Genomic DNA, 11233 nt, shown 5'->3' on the forward strand with positions numbered 1-11233 from the left:
TCAGGAGAGTGGGGGGTCAGACGGTCCGCATGAGGCCGACTGCGCCGGCGGCGACGCCTGCCGGCGCGGTGCAGCGCCCGACGATGGTCCGGGCGTCCGGGGTAGCGCCGGCGGGAGTGACCGTTCCGCCTGCTGCGGCAACCAGGGCCTCGCCGAATGCGGCTGCGGCGAGGTACTTCACCTTGGTTTCGATGCCGCCGTATGCGACAGCAACGACAGTCGGCAGCGGTGCAGCGTTGAGCTGCGGGAAGCCACCCACCGTCGTGGGCGTACCAGTGAGCGCCTCGGGACGCTGAGCATCGGTCAGTGCGACGCCGAGCACCTTGAGGCTGGCTGCCGCTGCCACGCCGATGCGGCCGGCCGCGCGCGCCTCGACGAGCTGGCCGCCGACAATGTTCTCGTCGGGGACGAAGGACTTGGGTCCGGTCTTGGTGACCTGAGGAACGCCACTCATCGGAAGCTCCAGTTCTTGTAGGTGTCAGTTTCGCGGATCGAATCGGCGGATGTGGCAACGTCCTTGTCGCCACTCTGTCCATGGCCGACTTCGGCAAGCGGGACGGCGAGCCCGGACGGCAAACCCGCCAGGAGTGCGGTGGTGCCTTCCGCGTCGGCGGCCATCAACTGCAAGAAGTGGTCACGCCGGGTGGGGGTGATCGCACCGCGGCCGAGTGCGGTGTCAACGACGCGTTCGCGGTCCTCGCGCTGCAGCCGTGCATATGCCTCGTCACCGCGTGCAAGTCGAGCTTCGAGAGTTTCGCCGTCGACCAACTGCAGGCCGAGTCGTGCGGCGGATGCTGCAACCGTGGTGGGCGTGTCGGCGCTCGCGGCTGCGGTCTCGGGTGGCGTAGTCGCCAGTTCCTCGGCGGCCGTGACGATTGCGTCGGCGTCGGCGTCCTCTGCGAGACCGAGAGCCTCGAGAAGGGCGGTGAGCTGTTCGTCAGTGAACTCCACTGCAGAACCTCCTTCGGGTGTCCCGGTCGCCGCGGCGACTCGGGTAGGGGTGGATGCCTGCGGCGCTACGCCGAGGCGGGATTCGGTTCGGCTGGCAAACCGAAGAACTTGACGACCGGACGATGCGGCGACCGCTGGATCATCCGCAGGTTCCGGGGTCGCGGTGCCGACATCCTCGTATCGGACGACGACGGGGACTGCCTCGCCGAAGGTGACTCCGTCGACGCCGTCACCGGAGACGGTGATCGGGATGCGCTGACGTTCGCCGCTGCTGTCGTCGAGGATGATCAGCTGTAGTGGGTCGAGGTGCATCTCTTCGATCCAGGCGGACCATGGCGCCTCGTCGTAATAGGCGCGTCGGACGTCTTCCGTGGTGACGCCCATCGCGACGGTTGTCGGCCGGGGGTTCGGCATTGCTGATCCCTTCATGCGGATGGAAACTGGTGTGCCACCACGAGCCGAACTGGCCGCGACGCCGTACATTGCGCCGACATCGTGCAGTGACGTGAGCGTGCCGATGGCAGGCTCTTGGACTCCGAGCAGTGCAACTCCCGTGAGTACGAACGGGTGAATGTGGCCAAGTGCGCACTCGTAATCCCATTGACCTTCGATCGACCTGTCGGGATACGCCGAGGCGATGACCATGTCTCCGTTGGCATCCGGTGTGGCGAGCCAGCCTGGCATGCCGACGTAGTCGCCGACGAGACTGTGTCCGTCACTCTCGGTGTGCAGATTGTCGACGCGGCCGGCTGCCGGTTCCCCGTCGAAACGTGGGTCGGTGTGGCCGAGTTTGAGGATCGGCCGCCTGACGGCCGGACATTCGAGGGCCGCAACCGCGTAGGCGAAATCATCAGAGGTGAAGGTGTGCACTCCGGTCGACGCCGACCAGGTGCCCGCGTGCATCAGCTCGACATTGGGTAGGTGCGAGAGTGGTGGCGCCTGTGGCACTTGGGGTGTCGTCACGCGGGGGCCTCCTCGGTAGCGGCAGGCGCAGGCTCCGTCGACCCTTGCTGCGTAGGTAGGCCCACCATCTGACGCACCGAGATCTTGACGACCTCGTCGGGTTCGAGCAGTCCAGCTTGAACGAGCATGGTGAGCGCTGCAGCGGTCGCGTCCTGACGAGAGCCGATCTCGTCGAAGACAATTCGAGGGGCCGGTTCGTCTTCGCCGAAGTTGATGTCCACCAGATCTTCGACGATATGAGCGTTGGCGGTGTCGCGAATACTCTCGGCGAATGTCTGCACCGATTGCACGAAGGTGTCCGCCTGAACGGACGCGAGCGCATACGAGCCGCCCTTGTCCAGATTCAAGAAGTGCGCCAGGCCTGCAAGTGCGATCTGCTTGTCTTGGTAGTCGATCGCCTGTTGCATGTCGGGCAGGTTGCCGTTCACGCCCTTGAGGTCGAAGTTCGCACCGAAGGGCAGACCCACGCCAGATGCCATGCCACCACGGAACTCTGAAGCGATCTTGCGGTACTTCTCGGTATCCTTCTCACCCTCGGGCGCGGTGGCCACCGGGACGCCCATGCCGTTACGTCGGGCAGTCGCAGCCTGCAGGCGCATGAACTCGTCCTTGAGAATCCAATGCTTGTAGGCGGGCCGAAGAAGTGAACTCCCGGTCCACTGTCCAGGTTCAGGATCGCGGACATAGGCGACGAGACGGTCCACTGGTATCTCGACGCCGGCAATGCCGAACGTGAGCTTGCTGGTACTGGCGGGTGGACTCTGCTTGATCGACTCGAGTCCTCCGTCGAGGGCGACGTTGATGGCGCTGATCGTTTTCTGTGGACGCGGTGCGAGCTTGCGAATTCGAGCGAATCCGTCATCGTCGATGCGGTAGACCTGCTCGAAATACGAGTGACCGTAGGGCAGCATCAGGAGGGCAGTCTGCAAATGCTGCCCCCACGAGAACCGACCCTTGGTGCGTGGCAGCGCAACAGGTGCTCCACCTGCAATCGACAACCCGAGGTTCTGTGCCACGAACTCGGCCACCTCGTCGCGAGCACCGTTGGGATCGATGCGCCACGGAGTGCGGCGCACCGGCAACCCGATCGCCTGAAGTAGAGATGAGACACGGCCATCCTCGCGGGTCATCCGCGAATAGGTGTGGACCGACTGCGGCCATTGAAGTTCGGGGACTCTCTCGTCCTCGTCCCAGTGCTGCCAGTCCGTTCGGCCACCACGTCCGTTGACGTACCCAGCTTCGGTGACAGGCGGTCCATGTTTGGCCTCAGCCATGGGGTACCTCCATTTCAGAACGCGATCGAGAACGCATCGAAGTAGTCGGCGGAACTGCCGGTGTCGAGATCGATCGACGGATCAGCAGGTGGAGGTTTGACGGAAGACCCGAACTCGATCAGCGCCCAACGGGCAAGGATCCCGGCAATCAACGGAGACACCAGAGTTCCGGCGCTCTCGCGCTCGACGGCCCACGCGCCACCGGAGATCGTGCGTTTCTGGGCATTCTCGACAGCTCCGTCGAGGATCTTGTTCGCCACATGCGAGAGTCCGTCATGGGTCGCGTCGTAGAGCCAACCGCTGCAGGCGGTGACCATCTGCGGTGCCGTCGTCGTCTCCGGCTCGATTCCGACGTCGATCAGATCGCGCTCGATGATCATCGCTGGTGACTTCTTGTCCATCACCACTGCGCACGGGTCCCACTTGCCGACAAGGGCTTTAACCTTCGCGACCACCTCTTGACGCGGCACTCGCTCGTGAAACCCGATCTCAAGGTGCACCCTGCCGTCGTCGGTTTTCTGGGCCGCGGCGATCGTCCACCACTCCTGATCCCACGACGCGTCGATCGCGAGAGCCTTGGTACCCACACGACCCGGAAGCGGAAGCCGGCACAGCGCCGACCACACGTCAGAGTTGACCAGCGGTTCGACCGTGACATCCTCGGCCGGCCACTTGCCGACTGACAGACGCTCGATCTCCCACTTCTCGAGGTTGTTCTTGAACGTCGCGAGTTCACTCTTGATGTACTCCTCGCTGACGAGGTATCCGTACGACGGATTCGAATACGCCCAGTTCTCGCGATCCTCACGCCACGCCTTGCGTTCGTCCTCGGTGGCGTCCGAATGCAGTTCCGGTGCGGACCATTCCATCCAGCACAGGCGCTCATCGCCGCCACTGGTCGCCCGACTCCGCAGCGACGCCCAGATGCCGCAGTACTCGTGCGTGTCCGCATCAGCCGCCGACCCGAGATACCAGATCTGCGGATTCTCCGCAGTCGTCAGAAGCGGCATGATCGCCGCCTGCGACGCGGGAGACCAGATCATCGCTTCGTCGATGACCAAACGGTCGACCGAGAAGCCGCGACCACCGGACTTCGTGCGGGTACGGAATCGGATGATCGAACCGTTGCGAAGTTTGATCGACTCCTTGCCGTTGCCGTGACGGACCTGTTCGATCTCGTTCTCGAGCAATGGATGCGAGCGGATCAACGCTTCGAGTTTGTCCATCGATTCGAGCGCAGTCTGGAACTCGTGGGCAGTGTGCAGAATTGACACACCCGGCTCGTTGATCATCCAGCCGAGTTCGACGACCTCGATACATCCGTTCTTGCCGTTCTGCCGCGAGACGAGGACACCGACCTCGAATGCCGCCCACTTGCCATCCGCACGCTTGGCCATGCCGCACGTGACGACATGCTCCTGCCAGGGAAACGAATCCCGGCCGGCGACATCCGCAAGTGCGAGCGCATCCTCACCGGCGGAGAGATCTTTGGAGGACTCCGGATAGGACGCGACCCTAGGCTCTTGCCTTCCTCGCCTCACTGGCAGCGGCGACTTGGTCAGCAAGGCTCGCCTCCTTCTGTTGAGCAGGAGCGGCAGCCTGGTCGTCGAGCTGTCGAATGATCTGGCGGAACTCGGACGCGAGCTTGAGTGACAGCGTCGCGGCAGTATCGATTCGAATCACGATCTCGTCGTCGCTGTCCGGCAGGTACAACTTCATCCACGTGTCGACGTCGCCGCGAAGGATGGCGTCGCACTTCTCCAGGCGGTCCGCGAGCCTTGCCGCCTCCGCTGCCAGCACCGCCCGATCTGGGGTCAAGGTGCCGTTGTCGTACCAGCCCCAGATCGCCGCTCCTCGGTCGCCGAGGTCGGCCGGCCGCAGTGCGTCGGCTATCGGTTTCAACATCTCGGCTCCATCCATCTCCATGCATGGATATGCACGATCTGGCCCCCGGCGATGCATGTTCATGCACCCGGCCGGAAATATCCACGCCCGGGGAGAGAAAGCCGCAACTGGCACCGAGGGAGTTGTCAGACACCCCCACCTCAGCAATCTGAAGGGGGGCATAACCGCAGGTCAGAGCATTGCGGGGTGGCATCCACGGCATTGATGCAGGTCACAGCCTTGCTGGCCGTGCATAGTCATGCAGACCCCATTCAGCCGCCATGCATATTCATGCATCATCCATGCATCGTCACCAGTCCATGGCGTTGCCGATCGGGGCCGGCGCGACGTAGGTCGGACGTGCCGGGGTGTCGTCCCTGGATCCGTCCCCACGCTGCTTGTTGCACAGGTCGTGCAAGAATCGGTCCGCCTTCACGCCGCCATTGGCTCGCGCATGTGAATGGTCGGCATGTAGTGGCATGCCATCGAAGTTGCGAGAGGGTTCGCGATACATCGGCTCGCCGCACCACCAGCACAGCGTGCCGTCGGCGTGAGCCTTGAGCATGCGCGCTCGGTTCTTGCGGTGCTCATGCCCAAGGCCCTTCTCCTTCTGTGTCAGCGCCCGCTTCGGTGCGACATCAGCCGGCAGTCGACCTTGCTGCTCGTACCACTTCTTGACGACGGGCTGCATCCACCAAGGTCGCTGCTCCTTAGCCCTTGCCATGACGACGTCATAGCCGGGATCGACGACAACGATCTCGGCGCCCGCTCGCCGGTACTTGGCGAGCAGTGCGTCCGAGGGCGTGGAGTGGATCAGGTAGACGTCACAGTCGGTGAGAGTGAGTGACTTGTCGATAGCCGCTTGCCGTGCCACCTTGGCAAGGGCCTTCACGGCAGGCGGGTGGTCGTGCTTGCTGGCCCCATCGCGTGGTGCCGCAAGGGCATTGGCGAGGAGGTCGAAGTCGATGATCACGTCCTCGGGCCGGGCTCGCTCTCGACACCATGTGCTCTTACCTGCTGCAGGTGGTCCGATGACGACAGTGAGCGCCACACGTCACCTCGCTTCGATCTGCGCCTTCACTCGGGCTCACTGCGCATTCAACCGATCGACCGCATCGAAGTTGCCCATGCGAGTAGCCCGCCCGATGAGTACGTCAACGTCGAAGAGCTGGTCCTCAAGACTCGGCATCGTTGGCCTCCTCGATCTTGACGAGCAGTTGCCTCACCACATCGGCATGTGCCTTGGCCTTCGACGGATGCTTGGCATTGGCACCACATGGATGGGCGGCCACCCATTCACCACCGGGCGTCTGCGACAGGTCGATCTTCTCGGCGTCGTAGAAGTCTTCGGGGTTCGGCGTGGGCCAGGTCCCGTCCTCGGCCTTGGTGATGTGGATGCCAAGATCGTGAGCTTGGCCGTCTGGCGTGGGAACCCAGCGGACTTCCTCGCATTCGGGGTGGTGTCGCCATCCTCGTGAATGTAGGTATGCCGCAAGCCGTGTGGGCTGCTTGATCTCGAACCGTGTCGGCTCGGCCTTCTTCGCTGCACCGAGGTCATACTCAGGCAGGTGAATGACGGCCAACTCGTCGGAGAGCGCCTTGACTTCGGGGTCCACCTTGGCGAGTGCGGTCTGATCGGCGACTGCACCGGTGAGTTGTTCGCGCAGCCAGTCGGCATGCTTCGGTGAAGTCCACACGCCCGGGTTGTTCGGGTCCTCAACGTAGCCGGGTGGGCGGCCGTTGTTGAACCGGACTTCCTTGATGACCTCTTTGCCGTCTTCGCGCTCAGTCACCAAGGCCTCCACATCATCCACGTTCGGGTCAGGGTCCACTTGATCAGTGCGAGGCTAGGCATCGGCCAGGCAGACGCGGCAGTCACATTGATATGGATGCACACGAATCGGGTCGCCGCTGGTGTTCATGACAACCACTAGCCCGCCAATGAATCCGCCATTGCCGTACTGCTCCATCAGATCACCCACTGTTCGATAAGTGCCCACACAATTCGAATCGCTTCGATCAGGTCGAGCAACATGGCAACCTCTGTTCCCCTGGCTGGACTCGAACCAGCTCTCCCGGCAGAGCACCACGAAGGTCTCCATCGCCTGGCAGTCCCGCGACCCCAGGGAATTCCTATTCAGTTGTTCGGCTACCGATCTCCCCGGATCACTGTGGCCCCACGACAGCGGGGACGTTGAGTCCATCCAGGCAGCGGCGCACTACGGCGGGAGGCCGTCTTGGTGCGGGCTTGGATTCCGTGCTCCCGGCGGACGAGTCAGTACCGGGCGGTGACTTAAACCTGGATGGAAGTCTGTGTGCGTTGTGTTCGCCGGGCCGAGTCGCAACGACTGCAAGGCGTTTTGTCGGCGACGATCCAGACGCACCCCTGGACGTGGTGGGAAGTCTCGCAACGACGGTGGGACTCGAACCCACGACACACGGTTTTGGAGACCGTTGCTCTGCCGCTGAGCTACGTCGATACGCAAAAAGCGCGAGACCTCATTGACAAGGAACTCGCGCTTCGCGACTAGCGTAACAGACTCAGTGTGACACGATCACGCTGCATCATCGTCAATCACCTCGGGTGGTATCGGATTCAGGTCGAGAATGTCGCCGAGGCGGAACATTTCGTCAACTGGGTGCCGTCGAAGTTTGCCGCGTTCAACCCATTTTCGAATCGTCGCGGCCTTGAGTTTCGGGTGGCCCAACTTTGGCATCAGCCGCTCTGCGTCAGCTGCTGTCACGCGAGCCTCTCGGGCCATCTCCACTTCCGGCATAGATACGGCATGGTTATCCTCGGGCGCTATGTCCATCGCTCGCCTGCATTTGGCCATCGCCCGTTCGATTCCGACATATGCCTCTTCGCTACCTTCGGTCATGGCCAGTGAGATCACGTTCTCATCCAGCCATCTTGCAATCCCGACAACTGAATCGCCGCCGATGTAGTCGATCCCGCGAGATTCGCACACGTGCCGAGCCCATGACGCAAGCTCGGAATACAGTTCATCCTTGGCGTTCGATGCCGCCATGTTGATCGGCAGGGGCTGCTCGTCCGATCCCGAGTTGACCTTGAGTCCGCCCTTGCCTGTCCGATCCAACCTGCAAATCGTGACCGCGAGATCCTCGATCAATTCGGGGATCTCGCGGAGCAATTTCACGAGCAAATGCTGACCATCGCGTGAGATGAAGTAGTCGCCCATAGCGGAGATTCTACCACATATCACACCCAGTTACATTGGGCCACAAGCTATTTCACCACAGTCGCACAACTCGCACCTTCAGTCGCCCGCACACTGCGCACCACTTCTTCTGCTGCATCTTCTGTCCATCCGGATTTCCGTTGGCCTTGTAGTTGTAGACGTCGATCAGCGTCCCGTTCTCCCACTTGCTCCACTTGTGCAGATGCATCACTTGACCCTCCTTGTCGGTCCGTACGCGGTCCTTCGTGTTTTCGCCGGATCTCGAACCCACATCGGCGGGGCCTGCTTGGGTTTCGACGCGAGTGAATACGCGGTCGGGTCGCCGTCGTCAGGCCACTCCTCGCGAAATGACCACTTGCCCAGCGGCACGGACTCGACCGGCGGCGGCAACTTGAACGGCCTTCCGCCGAAGTCCTCCCCCGCGCTGGCCGGCAATATCGTGCCCACTGGCGCGAAGTACACGCCAGGACCTAACTCTTTCCATAAACCATCTGCGCTCATCCCACAGCTCCCGGTGATGATGGGAATTGGGTTTCGAGGTCGGTCATGCTGGCATCACACCCTTGTGGAGACACCCCTCATTGGTGGTGTTCGGTATTGACCGAACACCGAACACGTTGAACAGCTGCCGGCACGCGAACGTGTAAGTGCTCATCCCGCATCCCCCGGAGTGAAGAGGACGGTGATAGGCAGCTCAGGTTCTTGATGGCCGTAGTCATTGCCGATCGTCATCCAGTACTGCTCGTCGTCGTCTTCCCAGAGTTCGAACACGTCGCCGTGTGCATCTCGGATGACGGTCGCTACTACAGTCGGCCGGATATCGTCCCAGCTGTTCACCGTGCGAGGCAGCGCCTTCTGTAGAGCGGCAATGGTTTCGTGCCAGTCGAATCCCATCGACTCGCACAGCCTGACTTTCTGGTGACTGAATCCGGTCGACGCGATCTTGTCCGCGGACGTCAACCAACGCTCAATCTTCTCGGCCAGTTCGTCCCTCGCGGGTGTGGCCTGTGATCGGATCTCACTCACAACGACTCCTCAGAAGGCTTGGTGTTGAACAGATCGCCGGCCGGGATCTCACGGTCCACTGCCAGCAATCGTTTCGGCTGCTTGCTGGTTTCCAGGATGATTGCGACCCGCCGCCACGCGACGATGCGAATCCCTCCACCGGACTTCTCGGCTTGCCACGCGAGGCTTCGGAACAGTGATGCTGTCGCCTTGCTTGTGAGGTGCGCCATCAGGTGATGTTTGCTCATCACCAATCACGCTCTTCGAGTTCGTCAGGCGGAATGGGCGTGATGGTGAAGCGTCCGCCTTCGATCTTGGTTTCGGTGCCGTCCTCGTGAAGGATGCTGCTATCCCATCCGGCCTCGACTTCGATGCCGTGAATCTTCTCGATGCCGAAGTCTCGGAGCGGGTTGCCCTTGCCGACCGTGATCCGAAGGTTCGGCCCCCACTTCGCTTTCCACTGCTCGTGGCTGTCGGCGATTCTCTGCAGGATCTTCACCAGTAGCTCAGCCTGGCTGTTCTCGCTCATTGCTGCTGCCCTCCAAGAGGTATGCGGTTCAGGCGGTACGCCAGGGCGACGAGCACCTGATGCGGGATGGGGTCAGGTTTGGGATTCGATTTGGCGCGCTTCACGATCCGCACCGCGTTGCCATCGACTTCCCAGAGTCCGCACCCGTCCGGAATCTCCTCAGGCTTCAGTAGTCCGGCCGGTGTGGCGTAGACGAATCGGTTGGTGATCTTGCGCCACGGCCGGCGCTTCTCCTCGGTTTCGCGGAGGAAGTCGGCGCGGCTGCTCTTCACCTCGATTGCCGTGCGAGTGCCGCCACCATCCAGCATGAGTGCGTCGATGCGGCGGAACGGCTTGTGCGTGTCGAGGATTCGTTCGTGGTCTTCGGTGTAGTCCGGGGTGCCTGGCCAGTGCTTGTTCGCGAAGCCAGGGTGCTGCGTCTTGTAGAACGCCCGCCACGCCTCTTGTCGCTCCGAGTCCTCTACAACCACTTCGTGAACGAACGCGCAACCTGAGTGTTTCCGTGCGATCGCATCGAGTACCGCAGTTGCGTTCATGATTCCCCTTCCAAAGCTGCGCGGACATAGTTGGTGACGTATCGGTTTCCGTTGAAGAAGTTGTTTGGACCTCCGACTTTCCCGCCTGGTCCTTCGATGCTCGTGTTGTCGAAGTCGAATCGGTGCGCAGCCGCCGTGTTCACCGCCTCCTCCACCCTGGCGATCGTGGCCTCAGCCTTCTCGGCGCGTTCGAGATTGGTCCGGAACATAGCGCGCCATTGCTTTAACCCCACTGTGGCGTGCGGCTCCACCACCACCGCCACATGTGCGGGCCACTCGTCAGCACGCATCCAATTGCCATCAGCGGGGAATGGTTGGCATTTGCATTGCACGCCGTGACCTTCCATCGTCATGTCCACGATTGCGTGTTCCGCGATGAGGTCGGTCAACCCCGGATCAGGCGCGTCAGTCATCGTTGCCTCCGTTTTGCGAATGTGTCTGGTGCTGAATCCCATCGGCTGGCGTGGCAGCATGGCGGGGATGGCGAGTAGTTGACTGAGGCTTTGCAGGTTCGGCAGAGATTCAGTTGCCAGCCTCGGAGTACTACGCCACACCATGCGCACCTTCGCCGAAATCCGAACTGCACACCGTTCCCCGGGTCAGGCGCGGTCACCGGGTCCACCACTTTCGTACTCGCTTCACCTGTCCGCCGATCTGTGAGTTGCATTCGTCGCACGGCTGGAACACCCACACCGGATGCATGTTGTAGACGGCCTTGTTCTTGAAGCAGAACCAGCACAAGAGGTTGTGGGTCACACCCATGCCCAGGCTGCGAATGTCGACCTCCACCGGATCAGGCGCGGTCACGACGACACCTCGGCTGCTCGGTGCCATCCGCAGTGCGGGGCGGGTTCGTTGACGGGCTTTCCGCAACGGCACCTGTGGATTCCG

General features: G+C 62.0%; 16 protein-coding genes and 1 tRNA gene. All 17 read right to left on the reverse strand.

Features of this window, described 5'->3' with window-relative positions; translation table 11 throughout:
• Positions 1-16 precede the first annotated feature (16 nt).
• Complete coding sequence (locus ACFWEM_RS33790; RefSeq protein WP_378540023.1) at positions 17-454, reverse strand: hypothetical protein; 438 nt, start codon at positions 452-454, stop codon at positions 17-19.
• Positions 451-1914 (reverse strand): phage protease, encoded by a 1464-nt coding sequence (locus tag ACFWEM_RS33795; protein WP_378540025.1) that lies wholly within the window; start codon positions 1912-1914, stop codon positions 451-453. Before ACFWEM_RS33795 ends, ACFWEM_RS33790 begins: the two co-directional genes overlap by 4 nt.
• Entirely contained in the window at positions 1911-3188 is a 1278-nt protein-coding gene (locus ACFWEM_RS33800) for a hypothetical protein (RefSeq protein WP_378540027.1), read from the reverse strand. Before ACFWEM_RS33800 ends, ACFWEM_RS33795 begins: the two co-directional genes overlap by 4 nt.
• 14 nt (positions 3189-3202) lie before the next feature.
• Positions 3203-4753 (reverse strand): hypothetical protein, encoded by a 1551-nt coding sequence (locus ACFWEM_RS33805; protein ID WP_378540028.1) that lies wholly within the window; start codon positions 4751-4753, stop codon positions 3203-3205.
• Positions 4704-5093 (reverse strand): hypothetical protein, encoded by a 390-nt coding sequence (locus ACFWEM_RS33810; protein WP_378540030.1) that lies wholly within the window; start codon positions 5091-5093, stop codon positions 4704-4706. Before ACFWEM_RS33810 ends, ACFWEM_RS33805 begins: the two co-directional genes overlap by 50 nt.
• Before the next feature lie 289 nt (positions 5094-5382).
• Positions 5383-6123 carry a hypothetical protein gene (locus ACFWEM_RS33815; protein ID WP_378540032.1) on the reverse strand — a complete coding sequence of 247 codons (741 nt, stop codon included), beginning with the start codon at positions 6121-6123 and terminating at the stop codon, positions 5383-5385.
• Between the two features lie 124 nt (positions 6124-6247).
• Entirely contained in the window at positions 6248-6865 is a 618-nt protein-coding gene (locus ACFWEM_RS33820; RefSeq protein ID WP_378540033.1) for a hypothetical protein, read from the reverse strand.
• 618 nt (positions 6866-7483) lie between these two features.
• Positions 7484-7552 (reverse strand) — tRNA-Trp (locus ACFWEM_RS33825).
• A gap of 75 nt (positions 7553-7627) precedes the next feature.
• Positions 7628-8272, reverse strand: coding sequence for a hypothetical protein (locus ACFWEM_RS33830; RefSeq protein ID WP_378540035.1), 645 nt, complete (start codon positions 8270-8272; stop codon positions 7628-7630).
• Positions 8273-8324: 52 nt separating this feature from the next.
• Positions 8325-8480 (reverse strand): hypothetical protein, encoded by a 156-nt coding sequence (locus ACFWEM_RS33835; protein ID WP_378540036.1) that lies wholly within the window; start codon positions 8478-8480, stop codon positions 8325-8327.
• Positions 8480-8719, reverse strand: a complete 240-nt coding sequence (locus tag ACFWEM_RS33840) for a hypothetical protein (protein WP_378540038.1) — start codon at positions 8717-8719, stop codon at positions 8480-8482. The genes ACFWEM_RS33835 and ACFWEM_RS33840 overlap by 1 nt, the downstream gene beginning before the upstream one ends.
• A 204-nt stretch (positions 8720-8923) precedes the next feature.
• Positions 8924-9298, reverse strand: coding sequence for a hypothetical protein (locus tag ACFWEM_RS33845; RefSeq protein ID WP_378540040.1), 375 nt, complete (start codon positions 9296-9298; stop codon positions 8924-8926).
• Positions 9295-9525, reverse strand: coding sequence for a hypothetical protein (locus ACFWEM_RS33850; protein ID WP_378540041.1), 231 nt, complete (start codon positions 9523-9525; stop codon positions 9295-9297). Before ACFWEM_RS33850 ends, ACFWEM_RS33845 begins: the two co-directional genes overlap by 4 nt.
• Entirely contained in the window at positions 9525-9806 is a 282-nt protein-coding gene (locus tag ACFWEM_RS33855; protein WP_378540042.1) for a hypothetical protein, read from the reverse strand. The genes ACFWEM_RS33850 and ACFWEM_RS33855 overlap by 1 nt, the downstream gene beginning before the upstream one ends.
• Positions 9803-10342 (reverse strand): MmcB family DNA repair protein, encoded by a 540-nt coding sequence (locus ACFWEM_RS33860; RefSeq protein WP_378540043.1) that lies wholly within the window; start codon positions 10340-10342, stop codon positions 9803-9805. Before ACFWEM_RS33860 ends, ACFWEM_RS33855 begins: the two co-directional genes overlap by 4 nt.
• Positions 10339-10755: a hypothetical protein gene (locus ACFWEM_RS33865; RefSeq protein ID WP_378540045.1), complete on the reverse strand. Its 417-nt coding sequence runs from the start codon at positions 10753-10755 to the stop codon at positions 10339-10341. The genes ACFWEM_RS33860 and ACFWEM_RS33865 overlap by 4 nt, the downstream gene beginning before the upstream one ends.
• Positions 10756-10951: 196 nt before the next feature.
• Positions 10952-11233, reverse strand: a 282-nt coding sequence (locus tag ACFWEM_RS33870; RefSeq protein WP_378540047.1) for a hypothetical protein, incomplete at its 5' end; no start/stop codon positions are given.

It is taken from the genome of Rhodococcus sp. NPDC060176 (assembly GCF_042728675.1).
In the GTDB taxonomy this organism is placed as follows: domain Bacteria; phylum Actinomycetota; class Actinomycetes; order Mycobacteriales; family Mycobacteriaceae; genus Rhodococcus_F.

What these genes read in the sequence shown, in the direction of transcription:
- ACFWEM_RS33860 (WP_378540043.1), bottom strand. Translation starts at nt 10,342, where the DNA reads ATGAACGCAACTGCGGTACTCGATGCGATCGCACGGAAACACTCAGGT.
- ACFWEM_RS33835 (WP_378540036.1), bottom strand. Translation starts at nt 8,480, where the DNA reads ATGCATCTGCACAAGTGGAGCAAGTGGGAGAACGGGACGCTGATCGAC.
- ACFWEM_RS33865 (WP_378540045.1), bottom strand. Translation starts at nt 10,755, where the DNA reads ATGACTGACGCGCCTGATCCGGGGTTGACCGACCTCATCGCGGAACAC.
- ACFWEM_RS33830 (WP_378540035.1), bottom strand. Translation starts at nt 8,272, where the DNA reads ATGGGCGACTACTTCATCTCACGCGATGGTCAGCATTTGCTCGTGAAA.
- ACFWEM_RS33810 (WP_378540030.1), bottom strand. Translation starts at nt 5,093, where the DNA reads ATGTTGAAACCGATAGCCGACGCACTGCGGCCGGCCGACCTCGGCGAC.
- ACFWEM_RS33790 (WP_378540023.1), bottom strand. Translation starts at nt 454, where the DNA reads ATGAGTGGCGTTCCTCAGGTCACCAAGACCGGACCCAAGTCCTTCGTC.
- ACFWEM_RS33850 (WP_378540041.1), bottom strand. Translation starts at nt 9,525, where the DNA reads ATGAGCAAACATCACCTGATGGCGCACCTCACAAGCAAGGCGACAGCA.
- ACFWEM_RS33800 (WP_378540027.1), bottom strand. Translation starts at nt 3,188, where the DNA reads ATGGCTGAGGCCAAACATGGACCGCCTGTCACCGAAGCTGGGTACGTC.
- ACFWEM_RS33855 (WP_378540042.1), bottom strand. Translation starts at nt 9,806, where the DNA reads ATGAGCGAGAACAGCCAGGCTGAGCTACTGGTGAAGATCCTGCAGAGA.